The following is a 22,291-nucleotide window of genomic DNA, read 5'->3' as shown; positions in this document are numbered from 1 at the left end:
ATCGTACAAGCGTATTTACGGGAATCCGCGGAGGTCATGCACTATCGCCAAATGTCGGTGCTGTCTGCAGAATCGCAGCAGTAGGCCTTTCGAGCCGTATAGCCGTTGCGGATATCGAAAACCCAGAATTGCTACTGGCCGCACTGTTTGCCGCATGCCGTTGAGCAGATCCTTGCCACATGGGAAAAACAGACGTGGCCGGAGAATAACAGGTCACGCTGGGAGGAACGGCGCTGGAACGAGCGCATCGTTCGGGGGGCCATGGCTTCCTTCACATTCCTCGGGTCCGCGCAATCGTGCAGTGGAAAGCCGTGACCGGAGCAACCGCCTGACGCGACAAGCAAGCGCCTTGTTCAGGCGTCCACGAACAACGTGACATCGCCCGGTCAGGAGCATCCCTTAGCTATTTGGATGATCCACATTCCCTGTAAGACGTTGTAACGCAATTCCGGCTGCCAAATTCTTTGGGGCGAGACACATTGCATCAGTCCCCCGTTCCCTTGCGTGTTGCCCGAAGGTATCTATTGTCGACGAATGCCAGGCGGTTGGGAGTATCGAATGTCGGCAGTGCCGTTCTCAAAGATTTCGACGCCGCTCAACGTGCTGTTCGCTACAATCGGTCTCTTGGTTGTTGCCGCACTGACGACGCAGGGCCTTACTGGACAGGAGAGGCTTGTCCTTGAGCTACTACTTGCAGCAATTTGGCTGGCCTATGTCCTCCAATCGAGCGGCACATTGTTTTCACGGCGACACCGCTTGTCGAGCGGAATGCCCGCCCTCGTGATCGATTTGCTCGCGGTTATGGTTCCGGCTGCTGCATTCTTGTTCGTTGGGTCCCGTGATCGAGACCTCTATTGCGCCATTTGGCTTCTCAAGCCGTTGCGCGACTCGACATTCTTCAGGCTGCTGGCAAAGGTGATCGCGAATGAATCGCGCAATCTGCTTGGCGTGACATCTGTCTTCGGCATCGTTCTTTTTGGCGCTGCGTTGGCCGGTTATATCATCGAGCGAGACGTCCAGCCCGATCGGTTCGGCAGCATTCCGCAGGCGATGTGGTGGGCGGTCGTGACGCTGTCGACGACCGGCTACGGTGATGAGATCCCGCAGAGCCTTGCAGGTCGGGTTCTGGCCGGATTGGTGATGATGAGCGGGATCGGTATTTTTGCTCTTTGGGCCGGCATTCTCGCCACCGGCTTCTACGAAGAGGTTCGTCGTCAAGACTTCGTTCGCAACTGGCAATTGGTCGCCGCCGTACCCCTGTTCCAGAAGCTTGGTTCCGCTGCACTGATCGAGATCGTTCGGGCGCTGCGACCGCGCATTGTCCCCGCAGGTGCCGTGATCTGCCGCAAAGGCGATGTTGGCGATCAGATGTTCTTCATTGTCGAGGGGCGGGTCACCGTGGCGACACCCGACCATCCAGTGGAACTCGGTGCCGGAAACTTCTTCGGCGAGATGGCGCTGGTCAGTGGCGATCCTCGCTCAGCGACGGTCAGCGCAGCAACCGAGGTATCGCTGCTGTCGCTCTACGCCGTGGATTTCCAGATATTGTCGAGCAGTAGTCCAGAGATCGCCGAGACCATCCGAAAGACGGCGCTGGAGCGGCGGGGCGGGCCGCCGAAAGAATAATCCGAAGCGCCTGAAGGCGCTCGAAGAGGAGAACGCCAAGCTGAAGAAGCTGCTCGCCGAGCAGATGCTGGGTGCCCGGCTTCACGCTTGGCGGCGGGCCCTGGCATCTTTTTGCAGGAAGCTCGCGGAGTGCGGCCATGCCAGATCATCTCCACCGACCGAAAGATGGTGCGCCTGCCGACCGTCGGAGGTCGAACCGCGAGCAAAGCTGCGCAACCTCGCCAACGGACCCCCGCCGCTCCGAGAGATCCATGACGGCCTTCAGATGCGTGGCGGACTGGGACTGGACCCTGGTCAGACAGGGCTGGTTGCGTTCGCTTACTTCACAATTCGATAGGCGATATGCCGAGCGAGTGGCGCGTCGAGCATGCTGGTGGGCTCAAGCTTGATCTGATTGGGCAGCATGTCGAACAGGCGAGTCCCAGCACCAAAGAGCACCGGCACGATATGCAACTCGATCTCGTCGACGAGCCCGCCGGCCAATGCTTGGCGAAAGACGTCGGCTCCGCCCATAAGGCTCACATCCTTGCCTCTGGCCGCCGACTTCGCCTGCTTCACCGCGCCGGGAATTGTCCCAGCGGCGTGATAGATTCCAGTGCTGTGCGAGGCGAGTAACGGCCGGTGGGTGACGACGAAAAGCGGCAGCTTTAACGGCCCCGTCGGTCCGTTCTCGTCCCAGTATGGGATCGAGTCGTCATAGCATTTGCGCCCGCAGATGACGCTGCCAACATTGCTGGTGAGGCGCTGCACATAGGCATCGCCCTCTGCACCGCTGTTGAAGAACCATTCGTGAAGACATTCGCCGTTCTTGCCGAGTGGTTCCTCCCTGGTCTGGTTTCCTGCGGTAATGAAGCCGTCGAGCGACATACTGATATTGAAAGCGACCTTGGTCATTTGCGTTCTCCGTGACCGATCGGTTGAGGTTCCGCCTTCATGACGAATGAGTGTCGGTCAAACCTACATCTGGAGCAACGAATAACTTGTCGCGTCCACTTGCGGCGTTCGAACTCCCGTGTGATGCTGTGATGCACGGCATCTATCCGCAGCAGATTCCGGCAGCCACGCAAGGTAAATGAAGCCGCTCCTGAGGACTGCCCCTCCCACTTCGGCTTGTGTGTTCCGGTCGATGCATTATGCGATCTTCTCCGCCCAGAACGTGAACACGATGGCAACCAGCCAGGCAGTGGCCTCGAAAGCTCGCGGTGCCACAAAGGATCCGTCGGTTGCAGATCTCCACTTTATTACGCTTTTGGTTTCCGCCAGCCGGCGGCCCCAGGCTTCAAATTCCGAGCAGAACCAACGTTCTCCATACTCGGGACTGATCTTCGTTTGTGCGTAGTATTGCTGACCCAGCATGTGGAAGATGCGCTCGCCTGTTTCGATGCTGATATTGCCCTTGATCTTGCACGATTGTTCGGGGCCACCGGACGCGTTCCATGAAGCGAGCAAGTCGGCTGGCAGTCATGCCGCCGGCTGCACCGAATGCGAGCGCACCCATGAGCAAGCCCGGCGCCACGAACAGAACGCATCTCTTCTGCGGATTGCGATAACTGCGACGCATGCCCCATCCTCGTCATTTCGCGCGAAGATTGTAACTGCGCCGGGGTACGGCGGAAATCTATCCAAAAGGCTTATGTCGACGTTCAGACCTTGCTGGGCACCGCCCGCGAGCGCGGTGTGGCTGCGATGATTTGTCAGCACGACTGTTCATCGGAGGTTCAGTGAGGAGAAGCCCCAATGAAGCCCTTCCGTCATCGGCGATACAGCTCAGGCGGAAGAGAAGACTGAAACGTCAACATCATCGACCGAGGCCAATCACATGTCGCACAAATTGCTTCTCTCCGCTGCCGGCTCGTTGCTTGCCGCTTTCGTCATATCGTCGCCGGCGCACGCGCTGACGATGAAGGAATGCAGCACAAAATATCAGGCGGCCAAAGCCGACGGCTCCGCCAAAGACATGAAGTGGAACGATTTCCGTGCCAAATTCTGTGGCGCGGGCGCTGCCGCCGCCGATAAGGAAGACGAGGCGGACGTCGCAAAGACAACCGACAAAGAGCCCGAAAAGGCGACGACCGCGGCGCCGAAGAGCGTCAAGTTCCCGAAGGCGATCGACAAGAAATATTCGAGCGAGACGCCTGCAAAGGCTCGCCTCCATACCTGCGTCGACGCCTATCACTCGGCCAAGGACGCCGGCACGCTTGGAGATCTGAAGTGGATCCAGAAGGGCGGTGGCTATTGGAGCCTTTGCAATACGAGCATCAAGGCCGCTGGCTGAATGAAGCACTAGCGTTGAACGCGGAAGGCCGCTGCAAGCGGCCTTTTGCTCGCTAATGACCGCCCTGTCATCGACCGGGTCGTCTTGCCGCAAGCCCGAGCCAAAACCGGACAGTCCGCAAGTAGCGAGCGCCAGCGTTCATTCCTGTCGCCTTGGACGGAATCGAACCGACGGCGCAATGTCCGAAATTCAAATACTATAAGTTCGTGTTCACTTTTAGAATGGCATTTGCTCTTTTAAGCAGGTGCTTAGTCGCCTGGCCACATTCACAAGCATCCTGTCGGCGCTCCGTGCGCCGACCAAGGAAAGAGAAACGTTCCCCGCGCGACTGACGATTGGAAAAGCCAGTTGCGGGCAGCCGCTCAGGCCCGAGAGACACAGAAGCTTGATGCAGGCCGAACGAAATGCGGCGAAGCTATCCGGCCCGGCATAGCGCCTCGGCGGGTTCATAGCCAGGGTCGGAAGAGCGACGACCATATTTTCGCAGAGCAACCGGTTGACCTCCCGGGAAAAGAGCGCGGCGATTCTATCCGCCTCGCGCATCGCCTCATCGTCAAGGCGAGATCCTGCGCGAAGACGCGCGGCGATATCGGGAGCAATGGCGTCAGGACTCTGCTCAAAGAGCGTTTTGTTGCTTTCCCAGGCTTCCTTTTGGAGGATAGTGGTGAATGCCACAGCAAGATCCGCGAGACTGAACGAGGCGATAGAATTGATCTTGCGGATGGGCATGGCCGACGATCGAAGGCTGGCGATCATCTCATCGGCGATCACGCCGTCGATGGTTTCGAAGATATCTTCGGGAATGAGAATGGATATTGGTCGATCATTTGTCGCGGGCATGCCGACGGCGCTCATCACCGCGGCCATGGGTTCCAGGCTGCTCGTCATGAAACCCGGTACATCGAAGCTTGGCGCCAGCGGACGCAGTGCCCTGTTGTCGAGGCTTCCATGTGTCGGCCGCCAGCCGATGAGGCCGTTGATGGCGGCGGGCAGCCGGATGGAGCCGGACGTGTCCGTTCCAAGCCCGAGGTCCGCAAGGCCGGCGGCAACCGCGACGGCCGAACCGGACGACGATCCACCGGGAATAAGGTCAGGATCGCGCGGGTTTCTCGGCATGCCGAAATGAACGTTGCCGCCGATGAGGGAATAGGCGAGTTCGTCCGTATTGGTTTTGCCGGCAAAAAAGGCGCCGGCATCCAGAAGCGCCTGGACCAAAGGCGCCGTCGCTGTCTTGATGCCCGAGGCGGCGAGCACCGCGGCATTGCCGGCCGAGGTTGGATAGCCGGCAACGTCGAAAAGGTCCTTTACCGCCAGGCGAAGTCCCGAAAGTGGTCCGGTGGACGCATGGCCGACATCGACGTCGGGATAGGGCATGAATGCATTCCACCAGTCCTGCACCCACCGCTCCCTAGATCTTAAGATGCTGCAGGACACGGCTGCGGCTGTCCGGACCATTGGTGCTTTCGTCTTCGATCGCTCCAAGTTTGAGAATGGCCCAGCGGTCCGCCACCGAAAGGGCGAAATCCAGGTTCTGTTCAACCAGCAGGATGGTCGTGCCGCGTTGCTCACGGTCGTCCCTCAAAGCCTTGGCGATGTTCTGGACGACGGAGGGCTGCAGGCCTTCGGAGATTTCGTCGATCAGCAGCAGCTTTGGCCGCAGCATCAGCGCCCGGGCCAGGATCAGCATTTTCTGCTCACCGCCCGAAAGAGTGCCGGCCTTTTGCATCAGCCTGTCCTTCAGGAACGGGAAATAGCCGTAGACCCTCTCCAAGGCGGATGCCAGGTCCCGGTCGCCTTTCAGCGCCAGGCGCAGATTGTCGCGGATGGAAAGATCCTGAAACAACGGCAATTCCTGGGGCGCATAGCCGATTCCGGAAGCGATCAGCTCCGCCGGCTTCCTGTCGGTGATAGGGGCGCCGTCGACCTCGATCCTGCCTTTGCCGACACGCAGGAAGCCGAGGATGGTCTTCAGCAGCGTCGTTTTGCCCATGCCGTTTTTGCCCATGAGCGTGAAGATCTCGCCGGGCCGGATGGCGAGCGACACGCCATTGACGACATCGACCGCGCCATATCCGCTCGACACTGTGCTGAGCTCGAGTTTGAACGCGTCAGCCATGAGCGCCTCCTGCGTAGATGGTGCGAACCGTTTCGGAATTGACCACGTCATTCACCGTGCCGTCGAGAACCAGCTTACCCTGGTGGAGAACCACGATGCGGCTCGATATCTCACGCACGAAATCCAGATCGTGTTCGACCAGGATGGCGGCAAAACCCATCTCGTCCGTCAGTTTCTTGAGGATAGTGCCGATGGTCATGCGCTCGGTCTTGGTAAGACCCGCCGTCGGTTCGTCGAGCAGAATGATGCGTGGTTCCAGAGCGACGACCATTGCCAGTTCGAGAGCCTGCCTTTGACCGTGCGACAGCAGCACGACCGGTTTGTCCAGCATCTCAGCCATGCCGGTGAGCGTCAGGATCTCGGCTGCAGCTGGCGGCAGTATGATCTCGGCGGATGATCGGATTGGGTTGGGTGTTTCGCGGCTGAGCCGTGCCATCTTCAGGCATTCGCCGATCGTCATGCTGTCGAAGATGCTGGCGACCTGGAATTTCCGGCCGACGCCGAGGGCGACGATCCGTTCCGGTGCACGACCGGCGATATTGGTGCCGATGACATCTACTTGACCTTCGACCTTCTCGGTGCCGTCCGACAGACAACGCATCAGCGTGGTCTTGCCGGCGCCGTTCGGGCCGACCAGGCTGACGAGTTCTCCGGCGCCGATTTCCAGGTCGATGCCCTTGAGGACGGAGAGGCTGCCATAGGACTTGCCGAGACCGCGGATCGACAGAAGGCTTTTGCCTGCCGCCGGACCATTCCTGGCGACGATGCGCGTCGGCAAGGACTTGAGAGTGCTGTTGGAGTTTGCGGTCTTGAGGAAACGCGTCACCAGGGAGGCGAGGCCGCCCGGCAAAAGGATGATCATGACGACGAAGAGCGCACCGACGATCAGTTGCCAGAGGAAGGGCAGATCGCCCGACAGGCTGGCACTCAGATAATCGATGCCGATTGCGCCGAACATGGGCCCGATGATCGTTCCCCGGCCACCAAGCGCCGTCCAGACCACGAGTTCGGTTCCGAAGACGAAGCCGGTATTCTCTGGGGCGACGACACCGGATGCATTGGCATAAAGGAAGCCCGCAAGGCCGCACACGCCGGCAAGAACGCCCGTCAGGACGATCTTCAACCGGGCCGGATTCATGCCCAGATAGGCGACGCGGGCTTCATTGTCGCGGATTGCCACAAGCAGACGGCCGGCGTCCGATCGGACAAAGACGATCGCAACAATGGCCAATGCCAGCAGGCAGGCGCCCGACAGGCGGAAGTAGCCGGGAAGCCCGAGCGGCAGAGTGTCGTAACCGACAAGGCCGCTCGAGGAACCGGTCCAGGTGCCGCCCGAAAAGACGAGCTGTGTGACGACGATCGGCACCACGAGCGAGATCACGGTGGCATAGAGCGGTGTCGATCCGTGATAGAACGACAGCCAGCCGACGGCGAGGCCAAGCACGAGCGGAACGAGCACGGCGGCGACAAGCGCGACGACGAAAAGCGCCGGGCTTGCGCCGATATGGGTGAGAACCATGGCTGTAGCATAGGCGCCGACGCCAAAGAATGCCGCCTGCCCGAAGGTGAGAACCCCCGTATAGCCCCAGAGCAAGTCGACGGTGATCGCCAGCATGGCGTAAATCATCGAACGCGTCAGGACGTTGAGGCTGAAGCGGCCGAGAAACATCGGTCCGAAGACGATCAGCAGGAGGGCTGCAAGCGCCAGCGCCAGAAGAAGGACAAGCCGGAGTTTTTGTCTGTCACGCACGGGCAAATCCTTTCGGGCGTATGCGCAGTGTGATTGCGCAGAGGACGGCCACGGTGATGCCGCCGAGGATTGGGCTGAAGAAAGTGCTGACGAGCACCTGCGCGGCCCCGAAGATGAGGCAGGCGCCGGCAAGTGCGGCAAACGAAGAGCCCGCGACCATCACCAGCATGAAGGCGCCCGTCAACCAGGCGACGCCCATATTGGGATCGACGCTGGTCAGCGGCGCGAGCAGCACGCCTGCCAGGGCGGCAAGGCCGGTGCCGATCATGAAGGTCGCGAGCCGCACCTTCTCGGTGTCGATACCAAGCCCGCGCGCCAGTGTTTCATTCATGATGACTGCCCGGGCGGAAAGACCAAGCCTTGTCCCATCGAGCAGCAAGGTGAAGCCGAGACCCAGACCGATAGCCGCGGCAATGGCGAAAAGGCGGTAGGCCGAGTAGCCGGTCCCAAAGAGATCGAAAGTGCCGGGCAGCAGCGCCGGCGTGAACTGCACGTCGCGGCCAAACCAGAGCGTGATCAGCTGGCCGATGACGATGCCAAGGCCCCAGGTTGCAAGAATGGCGTCGAGCGGGCGGCGATAGAGAGGCCGCACGATGAGCCGTTCCGCAACACCGCCGAGGATCGCTCCGACCAGAAACGCGAAGGGGATGGCAAGCCATGGATTGAGGCCGAACCCGCTGACGACGACAGCGCAGTAAGCCCCGATGGTCAGCCATGCGCCATGCGCGAAATTGATGATCTTCAGCACGCCGAAGATCGCAAGCAGCCCGGCGGCAACGATGAAGAGAATGGCCGCGGTGCTGACGATATCGAGAAAGAGAGTCATTTCTAGAACTCCGATGCTGGAGGCGGGGCACCCTGCCCCGCCCCGCTGGTTTCAGAGATTCGGGCACTGATCGCCAGGATCGACGTCTTTGAAGCTATCGACGACCGCAACGCTGCCGTCGTCCTTTACCTGGCCAAGATACATCGTCAGCGGCGCATGGTGCTGCTTGTTCATCGAGATCTTGCCGCGCGGACCGGTGAAGGAGACGTCGGGAAGAGCTTTGAGCACGTCCGCCGTATCGGTGCTGCCGGCCTTCTCGACGGCCGCTTTATACAGGTAGATCGCCTCATATTGCGGCACCGAAAGATCGTTCGGCGTGCGCAGTTCCTTGCCGAACTTCTTTTCCATGGCCGAGAGAAAGGCCTTGTTCTCGGGGCTGTCGATGCCGGTGACGTAGGAAGCGGAGAGGAAGATGTCCTTGGCATCCGCGCCCATGCTCTTGGCGGTGCCTTCGTCGACCGCCAGATTGCCGTAAGGCAGGGTGACGCCGGACGAGCGCAGCTGCTTGGTCAGGGTCACGTTCGGTGCGCCGCCGGCCGTCGAGGTGATGATGGCGTCGGCGCCGGAGGAGCGGACCTTGGAGATGATGGCCGTCCAGTCGCTGCCGTCCATCGGCAGATATTCCTCGCCAACGACCTGCGCGCCGGCTTTGTTGATATAGGCTTTGGCAAAGGTCAGCATGCCGCGCCCGAAAGAATAATCCGACCCGATCAGGAAGAACTTCTTGGCGCCCTGTTTGCCGATGAAATTGTCGACGACAGGCGGCACCTGCTGTTCAGGCACCCAGGCATTGACGAAAAGCTTGGCGTTGCAGGATTTGCCTTCGTAGAAAGACGTGTAGATATACGGCACGTCACCCTTGGAAATGATCGGCAGTCCGGCATTGCGCGCAGCACTCGTTTCCATGGAGATGACGACATTCACCTCCTTCTGGAAAACCAGGGAATCGAAGGCTTTTTGCGCGCCGGCCGCCCCGGATGCATCGTCGGCGATCTCAAGCGCCAATGGCCGCCCGAGCACGCCGCCTTTGGCATTGATTTCTTCAACGGCGAGTTCGGCAGCCTGGACGACCGACGGCGCGACCACGCTGTTTGCGCCTGACAGCCCCACCGGCACGCCGATCTTGATTGGATCCTCGGCAAAAGCTGCGGTGGCGAATGCCGCTGATGCCAGTGTCAGGATGATGGTTTTCATTTGCATTTTGTTCCCCTTTCTTGAGTTGGGTCGAGATTACCCGTAGACATCGGCTCGGCGGTCGCCGAGCAGATGATTGAAGCTGTTGAGCGTGCGGGTCTCTGTGACGCTCGACAGATCGATTTGTGCAAGCAGGATTTCCTCGCGATCGGCACTGGCCGGACCGGAGATGGGCCAGCCTTGCGGGCCGACGATAAGGCTACGGCCGATGAAGGATTGGCCGCGCTCGACGCCGATCCGGTCGGCGCAGGCGATGTAAAGGCCATTGGTGTGCGCGGCTGCCTTGTGCAGGATGTTGGCCATCGGCTCCGGAACACTTTCTGCGCCGGCCATCGGCACCCAATTGGTGGGCACGCAGACCAGTTCTGCGCCGGCCAGCGCCAACTCGCGGAATGTTTCCGGAAACCATCCGTCGTAGCAGATGGCGATGCCGATACGGCCGAACGGCAGGTCAAATACCGGCAGCCCGATATCACCTTTTCGGAAAAGACGGTTTTCGTTGTTCCACAGATGGAGCTTGCGGTATTTGCCGATGTATCCGTCGGGACCGCAAAGAAGAGCGCTGTTATAAAACCGGTCCCCATCCTGCTCGGCAACACCGCTGACGATATAAAGGCCAAGCTCTCTGGCAAGGTGGCAGAGCGTCTCAGCACTCAGGCCGCCGGGCACCGGGCCGGCCAATGCGGCAACCTCGTCGCCGTCACGGAAGCTATAGCCGCTGTCGGCCAATTCCGGCAGAACGACGATCTCTGCGCCCTTGGCCTTCGCTGCCCTCGCCAGCCGCTCGATGGCCGCGAGGTTATGGGCGCGATCGCCGACGATCGGTTCGAACTGGACGGTTGCCACGGTTACTGTCCGTGCGGTTGAGGTCTTGATGCTCAATCTCGTCTCCAAACGCAAAAAACCTCTGGCACGGAATTCAATCCGTGAACCAGAGGCTACATAGCCATGATGTGAATGCGGCAGCCCTGCCGCTGAGCAAACCTGCTCGTTATCTTTAAGCTGGCACGAAAGAATACGACCGTCAAGCCGCTCTATTGGATATTTTCAAGACCTACATGACTACAACTCAGGGCTTAAATTTAAGTTTTTGCGCCGATCGACAGTCCAAGGCTTTTCATCGTGTCTTGCGCAGCAATGATCGATTCGGCGATCGTCGCCATCGGAACGCGCTTCGACGTCGCCTGATCGCGCAAGAGCTTATAAGCCGCCTCTTCATCGAGGCCATTCATGACCCGGAGCGCCGAAACGGCTTTTTCGACCAGTCGGCGGCTTTTCAACGTTTCCTCGAGTTTTTGCACCTTGCCGGCGAGCCGTTTTTCGTAGCTTTGCCGATAGCGTGCAAGCGCAAATTGCGTCAGGATCCCGAGCGGCCGCAGCGGTTTGCTGATAACGCCGTGGGCGTTGAGATCGATAATCGCCTGGAGTGCCGTCGGGCTCTCATATGTCAGTATGGCGATAACCGCCGTCTGCTGAAGGTCGATGATCTCGAGCGCATGCTCGAGCTGGACATCCTCGACATGCAGGAAGACAGTGTCGATGTCGGGCGGCAAAGCAGGCGGGAGCGGCCAGGTCGCGCGAACCTCGCAGCCAAGGCGCTTGAGGTGGGCGATTAGCAGGTTGCCGTCCTCGTCGCGCGGATGGACAACCAGAACGCGTGCGCGCCGCAAATCCTGAACGATCCGGCTTGGTCCCGCCATCTCAGGCCTCCAACCAAACGTCTTCGAACCGCGAAGCGGTCAGGTACGGGTCCGGCCGGATCGGGCCAGGCGCCTGCCAGGCAATGTCGAAAAGCCCGTCGGCGCGCGCCACGCCGATGCGGGGATGCAGCCAGAGATGCCGGGTATCGGCGTCGAAATTGATGCGCCCTTCCGGAGCAGAAAAATCCTCCAGGAGAATTTCCTCGGAAATGCGATGGGTCTCGAGCGAGCCGGCCCGGGCAAGCGCGCGGGCGAAAAGGTGAACCTGCGCATAGGCCGGCTGCGACCACACGCTCGTGGTGAAGTCTTGGCCGAAGCGGGCTTTGAACGCCGCCACGAAGCGCTCATTCGCCTCGTTTTCGACTGTCTGAAAATAGGTCGCCGAAAGAATATGGCCGGTGCAAGCGTCAGCACCGATCTCGCGGATCTCGCTCTCGGCCATGGTCAGGCTGGCAATCGGAACCCGCTTGCGATCGATTCCCGCCTCGGCATACATGCGGTAAAACCGCTGCGCCGGCCGGCCGACGATCGTCGAGAAGATGGCATCAGGCTCAAGACGGACGATATCGGAAATAACCGAACGCAGCGTTTGCTCGTCGGCATGAAGAGGCAGATATCGTTCGCTGACGACTTCACCGCCCTTTGCCTCCAGCACATCCCGCATGACCCGATTGGATTCTCGCGGATAAATATAATCCGCGCCGACGAAGAGAATGCGGCGTCCATGGTTGCGCAGCAGATATTCTGCGAGCGCGAAAGTGTTCTGATTGAGAGTGGCGCCGGTATAGACGACATTCTCCGAATACTCGAAACCTTCATACATCGACGGATAAAACAGCAGTCCGTTGTGCCGCTCGACAATCGGCAGCACGGCCTTTCGGCTGGCCGACATCGAAGCGCCGAAGATGATGTTGACGTCGTCGTCTGCGAGCAACCGCCGCGCCAGATTGCGATAGGCGGTCTGGTCCCCGCCCGGATCATAGGCGATCGGAACGATGGGCTTGCCAAGCACGCCACCCGCCGCATTGACTTCCTCGATCGCAAGTGCGGTGCCAAGAAAGTGCTCGGTTTCCGTAATTTCGCTAATTCCGCTTCTGGAAAACAGCACTCCCACCCGCCATTCGGAGCTTGTCATCTTTGCCTTTTCCAAAATGTTGGAGGTTCAAAAGCGGTGAATGCCTCAGTTCCGCACTTTCGACTCCCTTATCCTTAGTGCTTTTTCATGGGGTGCTGCAAGCGGGATGCAGGTTGCTGTCACAGGAGACGAAAACGCGAGTCACCGGCTGCGCACTGTTGCGGGCATCACATCGTCGGGTATCGGGCAAACATAGGCTTTGCCGTTGGTCTTTTCCCGCCACTCGGCCTTCGCGGCCGCAAGGAGGTCGGATGACGTCATCAATGCGAGCCCCGTGGTCGCAAGCGTCTTGGCCGCATGCGCCATGGCTTTGTGCGCGGCCGGGCTTTTTCCCTGCGCGACGACCTGCCAGGTATGGGGATTGGTGCCGATCGCCCAGGCTGGCGTCCAGCATTGCGCGGTCGGCGTCACCCAGCTGACGTCGCCGACATCGGTCGATCCTGCCCGGAAATGCGATCGTCCTTCGAAATCGCGCAGGCCGGTGTGCAAGGGCGTCGAGCCATCGATCCTGGCATTGGAAAACACATCGCTCTTGATTTGATAGAGGCGGATACTGCTCCTGATCGCTTCCTTGGTGAAGGTATCCTGGATTTTCCGGGCGAAGGCGATGTCGGCCTCGTCGAAGGCGATCGGCCCGAGCGCGACCATGTTCTCGTGCATTGCCGTTTCAAGCGTGATGTTGGGAAGAAGGTTCGTCGAGGCGGTGTCGAACACGATCTCGACCTCTGTTTCAGTCATCATGGCGGCACCGCGCGCCACTTTCTCGACGCGCCCGGCAAGCTCGAGCGCCTGCGGCATGTCGGGCGCCCTGATCAGATAGAGAACCTCGGCGCTGGCCTGCACGACATTGGCAGCCCTGCCGCCGGTGTCGGTGATCGCGTAGTGCACGCGGCAATCCTGCGGCATGTGTTCACGCAGGAAATTGACGCCGACATTCATCAGTTCGACCGCATCGAGCGCCGAACGGCCGAGATGGGCGCTGTTGGCAGCATGTGCCGCGACACCCCTGAAGCGATAGTAATATTCGAGAACGGCCAGATTGTTCGTCGAACGAACACCGTTGAACGGAGCCGGGTGCCAGGTCAGGGCGGCATCGACGTCATCGAATGCGCCGGCCCGAACCAAGAAGGTCTTGCCGGAGCCGCCCTCCTCTCCCGGACAGCCGTAGTAGCGCACCGTCCCGGGCAGGTTGTTCTCCTTGAGGTGACGAGCCAGCGCCACCGCCGCCATCAGCGATCCAACGCCCAGCAGATTATGGCCGCAGCCGTGGCCGGTCGCTCCCGCCGCCTCGGGACAAGGCTCGGCGACGTCGGCGGTCTGGCTCATTCCGGCCAGGGCATCGAATTCGCCGAGGAAAGCGATCACCGGCTTGCCGCTGCCGGCTTCGCCGATGAAGGCCGTTTCCATGCTTGCCACGCCGCGGCGCACGGCAAAGCCGTTTTCCTCGAGTGTCCTTGCCAGCAATTGCGACGAGCGCCGCTCCTCGAACTTCAGCTCCGCGAAATCCCAGATACTGTCGCTGAGCGTGATATAATCCGGCTTCATCTTTTCGATCGTCGCGGCAATGGAGCTGATCGCGTCAAGATTCATGGCATTTCCTCGCTGTCTGTCCTGCCGCCACATGAATGTGTTGCGCCGGACCCGGCGGGACTGCCCGCCGGATCTCCTGTTGTTTGTCGAAGCGGGATGGCGGCGCCCGACCCGCCGGGCGCGGCAGTTCAGGCTCAATTGTCGAGCGAAACTTCCCAAAGACGGGCATTCGACTGCCAGACGGGTTGACCCTTGAGCTTCTTGGTCGCGCCCCAGACATCGACCATGTCATAGAGGAAGATGCCGGGCATTTCCTTGAGCATCAGCGTGTGAAACTCGTCAAAGATCGCCTGACGCTTCGTCTGGTCGGACTCGGCATAGGCGGCCTTCATCAACGCGACGGCCTTCGGATCATCCCACATCAAAGAGGCGTTCTTGTCCTTGTTGCCGACATAGAAGCCGTACATCAGCGCCGGATCGAGCCGCGGCGCGACCGATTGCGAGATGACCTGGTAGTTGCCGGACCGGCGGCGGTCGACCTGCGTCGCATAGTCGAGCACCTCGATCTGCACATTGAGACCTGCCTGCTGCATCATGGCCTGCGCCATCACCGCGGCCGGAAAGCTTGGCACGTTGCTGCGCTTGTTGGCGATGATGGTAATCGGCTCGCCCTTATAGCCGGCCGCCGCCAGCTCTTTCTTCGCGGCGTCGATGTCGTAGGGCAGACGCGTCTTCTGGACTTCGTCGAAATAGAGCGAGTCTTGCGAAACCATCGAACCATTGGCTGCGCCGGAGCCATTGGAGGCAGCCTCGACGAGCTGGTCGAGATCGAGAGCCATCGCCATGGCGCGACGAACGCCCGGCTTGCTGAGAACTGGATCCCGCGTCTGGATGTAGAAGAGGTTTTTGCCGTTGTTGCGCGCCACGATCAGTTGCATCGTATCGCTCGTCTTGAATTCGGGAATGAGATCCGGCGAAATCTCCGCGGTGTCGAGCACGCCGGACTGAAGGCCGGCCTTGACGGTCGAAGCATCGGGAATGACCATGAATTTGATGCCATCGACGAGAGGGCGTTTGGAGCCGACCATGCCGTCGGGCTTGCCGTCATTCTCCGGCGAGACATAATCGTCGAACTTGGCGAGATGGATATACTCGCCCTTCTTCCATTCATCCCATTCGAACGGACCGGTGCCGATCGGCTTGATGAAGCTTCCGTCCGCGCCGACCGATTCCGGGGAGATGATCCCGGTGTAACCGCATTCGGGGCGCGACATCAGACCAAGGAAAACCGCGGATGGCTTTTCCAGCGTGATGGTGACTGTGGAGGCATCGACTGCCTTGACGCCGGTAACATGCACATTGCCGCTACCGTCGAAATCAGCAAGGCAGGTCCATTTCGTTTCGGGCTTGAGATAACGGTTCCAGTTCCACACGACGTCATCGGCGGTCAATGTCTTGCCGTTGTGGAATCTGACGCCGTCGCGCAGTTTGAAGCTATAGGTCAGCCCATCGGCCGAGACGTCGAAGCTCTTTGCCAGCAGCGGCTTGACCTCGCCGTTGTTGGCATAGCCGACGAGCCCTTCGACGATATGCAGGATGACGCCATCGGTATTGCCGTCGCGATTGACGCCTGGATTGCTGCTGCGCAAATCGGAACTTTGAGCCACGACGATGTCGCGGGCGTCGACCAGGCCGGTCATCGCCATCAACATGGCCCCCGCAAGAAGAATTCTATGCATTGTTCTACCCTCTTTTATGGATCGTCAGGATTGCAATTCATCCCAGCAGGCGCGCGAAAGCCTGCCGATGGTTTCAAGCGCGACCGTATAGCCCGGAGTGCCGTCCGGCATTTCCTGCGGCACGTCGTCGGTATAGGCGGCGATGATGTAGAAGGGGGAACCGTCGCGATAGACGATACCGGCATTCATCCGGCCGCGCTTTCCCGTGCCGCCCTTGTGGGCGACGAGCACACCGAACGGCAGCCGGGAAGGAATGGCATAGCGCAGGATCTGGTTCTTCAGGGTTTGAAGCGCGTAGGCGCACAGCGCCTGCGAGCAGCCGAGCCGGTCGGCCGCTTCCGGCGAATTCTGCGCATCCAGGATGGTCTGCAGCAGATAGACCTGATCCTTCGCCGTCGTCGTGGTGACGGCTTTCAATGAATGATCGGGTGACAGCGCCAAAGGAGGGATGAGGAAGCGATGGTTCGTGCCGGACATGCCGATCGACTTGCAATAATCGTCGACCTCTTCAAGCGTCAGCCTTTCGAAGACCATCTTGGTGCAGACATTGTCGCTCAGCACCATCATGCCGGTGATGGCATCGCGTAGCGATATGACGATACCGGGGCTGAGATAGCGGAACATCCCGCTCGCCACTTCCTCGGCGAAGCGCTTTTCGTAGGTGATCGGTTCGTCCAGATCCAGGCGGCCTTCATGCGCGGCCTTCAAGGCTGCCATCATGATCGAGGTCTTTCGGGTGCTGGCAGAAGGGGTTTCCTCGTGGGCGCCCCTGCCGATCGTTTCGCCGCTGGCAAGCGCGCGCACCATGAAGCGCGTCACGAACGGCTGGGCATCGCAGATCGCGTTCAATCGCTCCGCGAGCTTTCCGGATTCAATCATCGTCGTCATGTCAGTTCTCCAGGCGCCATTTGAGGATCACGCCGCCCTGAGCATTGTGGTCCAGAGCGGGAATGGCCGAGAGAAGCCTTTGCGTATAGGCCTCCTTCGGGCTGTCGAAAACCGTATCGCGGTCGCCCTGCTCGATGATCCGGCCGTCTTGCATGACGACGACGCGATCGGCCACCTGTTCGACCACGCCGAGATCATGGCTGATGAACAGGCAGGAAAAGCCGTAGCGTTTTTGCAGATCAGACAGCAGTTCGAGCACCTGCGTCCTGACCGTCACGTCAAGCGCCGATACCGGTTCGTCGGCGATCAGGAATTTCGGCCGGCGCGCAATGGCCCGGGCAATCGCCACGCGCTGACGCTGGCCGCCCGAAAGCTCATGCGGGTAGCGCCCGGCATAGTCGGACCCAAGGCCGACTTCCTCCAGCGTCTCCAGGGCGCGCTTGCGCTTAGCCATGGCGTCGAGATCGGGCACGAGCCGCAGCGCTTCATCCACGAGTGCTGCGATGGTCATGCGCGGATCGAGCGAGGAATAAGGATCCTGAAAAACCATCTGGCAATTCAGCCGATAGTCCATCCAGTCGTCGTCGCGGCTGCGTCCCTTGAACCGGATATCACCTTCGCTCTCCCGGACCAGTCCGGCAATGGTGCGGCCGAGCGTGGTTTTGCCGGAACCCGAACCACCCACAAGCGCAACGACTTCGCCCTCGTGGATATCGATGCTGACGCCATGCAGTGCCCGCTTCGGCGTAGCCTTCTTCATCAGCGACCGCCGGCCCGCATAATCGACGACGATATCGCGCGCCGAAACCATCGGCGCCTTGGTCTTGTCGATCGTTCGCGTCTGCCCACGGAACGGCAGGGAGGAAAGCAGTTTCTTCGTATAGGCACGCTGCGGTGCGTCGAGCAGATCGGCGGTGCGTCCTTCTTCGACAATCACGCCCTTTTCCATGACGACGATGCGATTGGTGTAACGGGCAACCATCGGCAGGTCATGACTGATCAGCAGCACGGCGGTGCCTTCCGCCTGCGTCAGTTCCACCATCAATTCCATGACATCGCGCTGGATCACGGCATCGAGCGCCGTCGTCGGCTCGTCGGCGATCAACAGTGCCGGTTTCAGCAGCATGACGGATGCCAGCATGATGCGTTGGCGCATACCGCCCGAGAATTCATGCGGGTAGGACGTGAGCGCCCCGGCGGGATCGCGGATACCGACCCGGTTCAGCATGTCGAGGATCCGGCTGCGCCGCTCTTGCTGCGAAAATCTCGTATGCAGCTGTAACCCTTCTTCGAGTTGCCGGCCGACCGTCATCGAGGGATTGAGCGAGGTCATCGGTTCCTGGAAGACAACACCGATTTCCGCACCCCGCAACTGGCGCAATTGCGCGCCGTTCATGGAAAGCACGTCGCGTCCCTTGTAGGCAACGGCGCCGCCGATCACCTTGATGGGTGCCGGCAGCAGTGAGATCAGGGCGCGTGTTGCTAGCGTCTTGCCCGATCCGCTTTCTCCGACGATGCCGAAGATTTCGCCCGGCGCGATATTGAAGCTGACGTCCTTGACGACCTGCACACCGGTCCCGGCGACCTGAAGCGACAGGTTACGGACATTCAAAAGCGTTTCATTGGTCATTTCAGTCCCCTCATTCGCGGATCAAGCTTGTCCCGAAGAGCGTCGCCCAGAAGATTGATGCCGAGGAGCGTCAGGGCGATCGCCAGGCCCGGGAACAGACCCAGCCAAACAGCCTGCTCGATGAAGGGTCGCCCGGCAGCCAGCATGTTGCCCCAGGTCGGTGCCGGTGGCGGAACGCCGAGACCGAGAAAGCTGAGCGCGCTTTCCGAAAGGATCGCCCAGCCGAACATCGAGGTCGCAAGCACGGTGATCGGGGCAATGCAATTGGGGAGGATATGGCGGAACATGGTGTAGAGCGTGCCATTGCCCATCACCTTTGAAGCCTCGATGAACTCTCGCTCGCGCAGCGACAGGACGGCACCCCGGACAACGCGGGCCATCGACGGAGAATAGGCAATGCCCAGCGCGAAGATGATGCCATATTGGTTGGCGCCAAAGACGGCGAGCAATCCCAGCGCCAGCAGGATGCCCGGAAAGGCGAGAAGCGCATTGTTGACGGCCATGATGACCGCGTCGATCCAGCCGCGGGCGTAGCCGCTGACGAGACCGATCAGCGTGCCGCAGACCGTCGCGAATGTGACCGTCAAGGTGCCGATCCAGACGCTCGCCCGGGCGCCGACGATCAGCCGGCTGAGCACGTCACGGCCGAATTCGTCGGTTCCGAGCCAGTGGGCGCTGCTTGGTGCCGCCAGCCGTTCCGTGAAGCCGAGCTTCATCGGATCATAGGGGGTCCAGAATAGCCCGATCGCAGCGGCGATGAGCAATGCGGCAATCAGAATGCTGCCGATGAAGCCGTTGAACGTGAGGTTTTTCATTCGGCGACCACCCGCGGATCGAACAAGGGATAGAGCAGGTCGACGACCAAATTGACCAGCACATAGGAAAGGGAGACGAACAGCAGGCAACCCTGGATAACCGGGTAATCGCGAGCAAAAATGCTGTCGACCATCAGGCGCCCCAGCCCCGGAATGGTGAAGACCGTCTCGATGACGGCAATGCCGCCAAGCAGATTGCCGAGGATCAGACCGATGACCGTCCAGGTGGGGCCGAAGGCGTTCTTGAAGGCGTGCCGCCAGAGGACGGCGCTTTCGGAAAGGCCCTTGGCCCGCGCGTGGGTAATATAGTCGAGACGCAGCACTTCCAGCGTCGAGGCGCGCGCCATGCGGATCAAAACACCCATTTCATGAATGACTAGGGTCATGATCGGCAGCACGAGGTAGAGCAGGCCGCCGGTAATGTTGCTGCCGATCGAGACATAGCCGAGGACCGGTAGCCAGCCTAGTTTCAAGCCGAAGAAAAGCAACAGCAGCAGTCCGAGCCAGAAAGTCGGGATCGACAGCAGGATCGTCGCCGTGCCGACCAGCGCCAGGTCCGTCAGACTGTTTTGCCGCCACGCGGCGATGACGCCGGCCGGCACGGCGATGAGGCTCGCCAGCAGGACGGCGATGACGACGATTTCGGCGCTGACCAGGAAACGTGATGCGACGAGCGGCAGAACCGCCTCGCCGTTGACGATCGAGCGGCCAAAGTCACCCTGGACGACATTGGCGGTCCAGATCAGGAACTGTTCCGGCAGCGATTTGTCGAGGCCGAGTTCCGAGCGCATCGCCGCGATCTGATCGGGCTCTGCCATATCACCCAGCATCAGCGCCGCCGGATCGCCGGGTATGAAGCGGATCAGGGTGAAGACAGTCACCGAAACGAGGACGATCGTCGGCAATGCCATCAGCAGGCGGTTCAGAACGAATTTCAGCATTTTTGTTCCCCGCGATGGGCGACGGTGAGTGTCCGGCGCCATCGGTTTCGTTGCTGCAGACTATGATCGAATGAAGAAATATCCGCAATATTATGCAATTCTGTCATAAGTCTATGCGGAATGCGACCGCAACCCAAACGGCTGCGTTCGAGCAAATACTCAGGCTAAAAATCTGATTTCAAATATCTTTTTGCGAAAGCTGGATCTGTCTCTTCAAGGCATCGCTGAGAGCATGGGCGGCAATCGAGAGTGGCGTGCCGACCGCCCTTGCCAATCCGAATTCCTGGGTCGCGCGTGGCACGAAAGGACGGTGAACGACCGGCAGATGGCGATAGAGATTCGCATAAAAGCTGCTGATGATCGTTACCCCGAGGCCATGCGCGACGTAGGAACAGGCGGAACTGTTGGTATGCGTCTCGATCTTGACGATCTGCTTGATGCCAGCCCGCCGAAAGGTTTGGTCGAGCGCCATGCGGTTCGGCCGTTGGCGGCCAATCAGAATGAGAGGAACGTCGCGCAAATTCTTGACGGTGATTTCCTCCAGTTTCGCAAGAGGATGATCCTTTGGAACGACGCAGACGCTTTCGCCGGTCGCGACGCGCTCGACCTCGATGCCCGGTCCGCTCTCGCCCTCCATGCGTAGAAAGCCGAAATCGATCACCCTCTGCTCGACGAGCTTGTTGATCGCCGTCGTCGTCTCGAAGAAGGTTTCGATCCGTACACCGGGGAAATCGCTGATGTAATCGACCAGCATTGCCGGCGCGAAATGCTCCCACATGCTGCTCGGCAGGCCGATGCGGACGACCTCCGGGCCGGCGGCGCCGCTTCTTAACTCCTCCGCGTGACCCGACATCCGATCGACCGCCAGCAAGATGTTCTCGGCATCGCGGGCGAGAAGCAGGGCTTCAGGGGTGGAGATGAGACGGCCTTTGTCGCGCACGAAAAGCGACATCGAAAGATCCGCCTCGAGTTGCTGGAGTAGACGACTGACGCCGGACTGGCTGAGACCCATCGTCTTTGCCGTGGCAATCGTCGACCCTGTCGCAAGAAGCGTGCGCAGGACTTCCAGTTGCTTGATATTCATGCTTTTGCGATCCCCCGGGACGTATAAGCACCGTCAGCATGCCCAGTCCGAAATGCTTTGAAGAAAGAGGCTGGCCGCCTTGGGCATCGGAAATTTCTCTCCGCTGATCAGCGCGTAGGCAACCGGCAGTACCGGTTCGAGCGGAATGAACTGCAGCGGCAGCGTCGCATATTCGCGGGCGATGATCTCCCCGACCAGCGCAATGCCGAGCCCCTGTGCGGCCAGCGCGCAGGCACTCGCCACCGAATGGGCCTCAAGCAGGGGGCGTTGACGGATGCCAGCCTTGTAGAACAACGCCTCCAGCTCGTGGCGAACCGGTCGCTCCCTGTTCAGCATGATCAGATCCTGCCCCTTCAGGTCGCCGACGGACAATAGCCGGCTGCCGGCCTTGGAATGATCGTTGTGCACGGCGCAAATGATCCGTGACGACAGGATCTTCTCCTGTTTCAATCCCGGGCTCATCAGCGGCAGACGCGCGAAACCGACATCGGCCTCGCCGTCGGCCACCATCCGTTCAATTGCGAGATAGCTGCCGGACGCGACTTCGACGCGCATCGGACCGTTGGCTGCAAGAAAGTTCTTCACCAGCTTCGGAATGCGCGTTGCGGAAAGGCTGGCGGGAAAGGCGAGCCGCAGCATGATCTCGCGCGATCGACCGCTCTCAAGCTCCATCGCCGCGGTTTTCAAGGCGCGCAGCCGGTCGGAAATGGCGCGGATTTCCGGGCCGAGCTGCAGCCCTTCGCGGGTCGGTTGAAGTCGGTTCTTTTCCCGTTCGAAAAGCCGGACGCCGAGATAGTCTTCCAGTTGCTGCAACAAACGGCTGGCATTCGATTGCGAGATCCCAAGCTCGACGGAGGCAGCGACCGTCGAGCCGGTCGCGGCGATCGCGTCATAGGCCTCGATATGCTTCAGGCTGATCGCCGCACTCGTGTCTCGCGCCATTCTATCTCCCATAAGGATAGCCCTACCCGCAAACCGCATAAGATTGCGGACCTGCGGAAAGTTGAACATTTTCCGCTGAGAACCAAACTCACGGAAAGAC

19 protein-coding genes and 1 pseudogene are annotated in these 22,291 nt (G+C 60.2%); 2 read left to right on the top strand and 18 right to left on the bottom strand.

The window, feature by feature from the left end; all coding sequences use genetic code 11:
* Positions 1–558 precede the first annotated feature (558 nt).
* Positions 559–1,626, top strand: a complete 1,068-nt coding sequence (locus ACS4RS_RS31055; protein ID WP_439012073.1) for a cyclic nucleotide-gated ion channel — start codon at positions 559–561, stop codon at positions 1,624–1,626.
* 318 nt (positions 1,627–1,944) lie between these two features.
* Here ACS4RS_RS31055 and ACS4RS_RS31050 read toward each other — a convergent pair whose 3' ends face one another.
* Together ACS4RS_RS31050 and ACS4RS_RS31045 are read right to left on the bottom strand one after the other, a co-directional pair.
* Entirely contained in the window at positions 1,945–2,520 is a 576-nt protein-coding gene (locus ACS4RS_RS31050) for a dihydrofolate reductase family protein (protein WP_439012071.1), read from the bottom strand.
* Between the two features lie 347 nt (positions 2,521–2,867).
* Positions 2,868–3,187, bottom strand: a pseudogene (locus ACS4RS_RS31045) (sunset domain-containing protein).
* 258 nt (positions 3,188–3,445) lie between these two features.
* Here ACS4RS_RS31045 and ACS4RS_RS31040 point away from each other — a divergent pair.
* Complete coding sequence (locus tag ACS4RS_RS31040) at positions 3,446–3,901, top strand: hypothetical protein (protein ID WP_439012069.1); 456 nt, start codon at positions 3,446–3,448, stop codon at positions 3,899–3,901.
* A 216-nt stretch (positions 3,902–4,117) separates the two neighbouring features.
* Here ACS4RS_RS31040 and ACS4RS_RS31035 read toward each other — a convergent pair whose 3' ends face one another.
* The 16 genes from ACS4RS_RS31035 to ACS4RS_RS30960 form a co-directional block, all read right to left on the bottom strand.
* On the bottom strand, positions 4,118–5,299 hold the full coding sequence (locus ACS4RS_RS31035; RefSeq protein ID WP_439012068.1) for an amidase family protein: 1,182 nt from the start codon (positions 5,297–5,299) through the stop codon (positions 4,118–4,120).
* Between the two features lie 10 nt (positions 5,300–5,309).
* Positions 5,310–6,017 carry an ATP-binding cassette domain-containing protein gene (locus ACS4RS_RS31030; RefSeq protein ID WP_439012066.1) on the bottom strand — a complete coding sequence of 236 codons (708 nt, stop codon included), beginning with the start codon at positions 6,015–6,017 and terminating at the stop codon, positions 5,310–5,312.
* Positions 6,010–7,773, bottom strand: a complete 1,764-nt coding sequence (locus ACS4RS_RS31025) for an ABC transporter permease subunit (RefSeq protein WP_439012065.1) — start codon at positions 7,771–7,773, stop codon at positions 6,010–6,012. The genes ACS4RS_RS31030 and ACS4RS_RS31025 overlap by 8 nt, the downstream gene beginning before the upstream one ends.
* A complete protein-coding gene (locus tag ACS4RS_RS31020) occupies positions 7,760–8,593 on the bottom strand; it encodes an ABC transporter permease subunit (protein ID WP_439012064.1) in 834 nt (277 codons plus the stop codon). Before ACS4RS_RS31020 ends, ACS4RS_RS31025 begins: the two co-directional genes overlap by 14 nt.
* 51 nt (positions 8,594–8,644) lie before the next feature.
* Positions 8,645–9,793, bottom strand: a complete 1,149-nt coding sequence (locus ACS4RS_RS31015) for a substrate-binding protein (protein WP_439012063.1) — start codon at positions 9,791–9,793, stop codon at positions 8,645–8,647.
* 30 nt (positions 9,794–9,823) lie between these two features.
* Positions 9,824–10,669: a nitrilase family protein gene (locus tag ACS4RS_RS31010; protein ID WP_439012062.1), complete on the bottom strand. Its 846-nt coding sequence runs from the start codon at positions 10,667–10,669 to the stop codon at positions 9,824–9,826.
* 200 nt (positions 10,670–10,869) lie between these two features.
* Entirely contained in the window at positions 10,870–11,487 is a 618-nt protein-coding gene (locus tag ACS4RS_RS31005) for an ANTAR domain-containing response regulator (RefSeq protein WP_003594778.1), read from the bottom strand.
* Position 11,488: 1 nt separating this feature from the next.
* Positions 11,489–12,622 carry a transporter substrate-binding protein gene (locus tag ACS4RS_RS31000; protein WP_439012061.1) on the bottom strand — a complete coding sequence of 378 codons (1,134 nt, stop codon included), beginning with the start codon at positions 12,620–12,622 and terminating at the stop codon, positions 11,489–11,491.
* Between the two features lie 141 nt (positions 12,623–12,763).
* Positions 12,764–14,212, bottom strand: coding sequence for a M20 family metallopeptidase (locus ACS4RS_RS30995; protein ID WP_439012060.1), 1,449 nt, complete (start codon positions 14,210–14,212; stop codon positions 12,764–12,766).
* 134 nt (positions 14,213–14,346) lie between these two features.
* Positions 14,347–15,891, bottom strand: a complete 1,545-nt coding sequence (locus tag ACS4RS_RS30990; protein ID WP_449314098.1) for an ABC transporter substrate-binding protein — start codon at positions 15,889–15,891, stop codon at positions 14,347–14,349.
* 24 nt (positions 15,892–15,915) lie between these two features.
* Positions 15,916–16,779, bottom strand: a complete 864-nt coding sequence (locus ACS4RS_RS30985; protein ID WP_439012058.1) for a serine hydrolase — start codon at positions 16,777–16,779, stop codon at positions 15,916–15,918.
* 1 nt (position 16,780) lies between these two features.
* On the bottom strand, positions 16,781–18,409 hold the full coding sequence (locus tag ACS4RS_RS30980; protein WP_439012057.1) for a dipeptide ABC transporter ATP-binding protein: 1,629 nt from the start codon (positions 18,407–18,409) through the stop codon (positions 16,781–16,783).
* On the bottom strand, positions 18,406–19,224 hold the full coding sequence (locus ACS4RS_RS30975) for an ABC transporter permease subunit (protein WP_439012056.1): 819 nt from the start codon (positions 19,222–19,224) through the stop codon (positions 18,406–18,408). Before ACS4RS_RS30975 ends, ACS4RS_RS30980 begins: the two co-directional genes overlap by 4 nt.
* Positions 19,221–20,165, bottom strand: a complete 945-nt coding sequence (locus ACS4RS_RS30970; protein ID WP_439012055.1) for an ABC transporter permease subunit — start codon at positions 20,163–20,165, stop codon at positions 19,221–19,223. The genes ACS4RS_RS30975 and ACS4RS_RS30970 overlap by 4 nt, the downstream gene beginning before the upstream one ends.
* Positions 20,166–20,343: 178 nt before the next feature.
* Entirely contained in the window at positions 20,344–21,249 is a 906-nt protein-coding gene (locus tag ACS4RS_RS30965; RefSeq protein ID WP_439012054.1) for a LysR substrate-binding domain-containing protein, read from the bottom strand.
* Positions 21,250–21,282: 33 nt separating this feature from the next.
* Positions 21,283–22,260 (bottom strand): LysR substrate-binding domain-containing protein, encoded by a 978-nt coding sequence (locus ACS4RS_RS30960; RefSeq protein WP_439012053.1) that lies wholly within the window; start codon positions 22,258–22,260, stop codon positions 21,283–21,285.
* Positions 22,261–22,291 lie beyond the last annotated feature (31 nt).

The sequence above is a fragment of the Rhizobium sp. F40D2 genome (genome assembly GCF_051810745.2).
In the GTDB taxonomy this organism is placed as follows: Bacteria; Pseudomonadota; Alphaproteobacteria; order Rhizobiales; family Rhizobiaceae; genus Rhizobium.
Note: the sequence above shows the minus strand (reverse complement) of the source record. Positions and strands in the feature narration are given on the sequence as shown.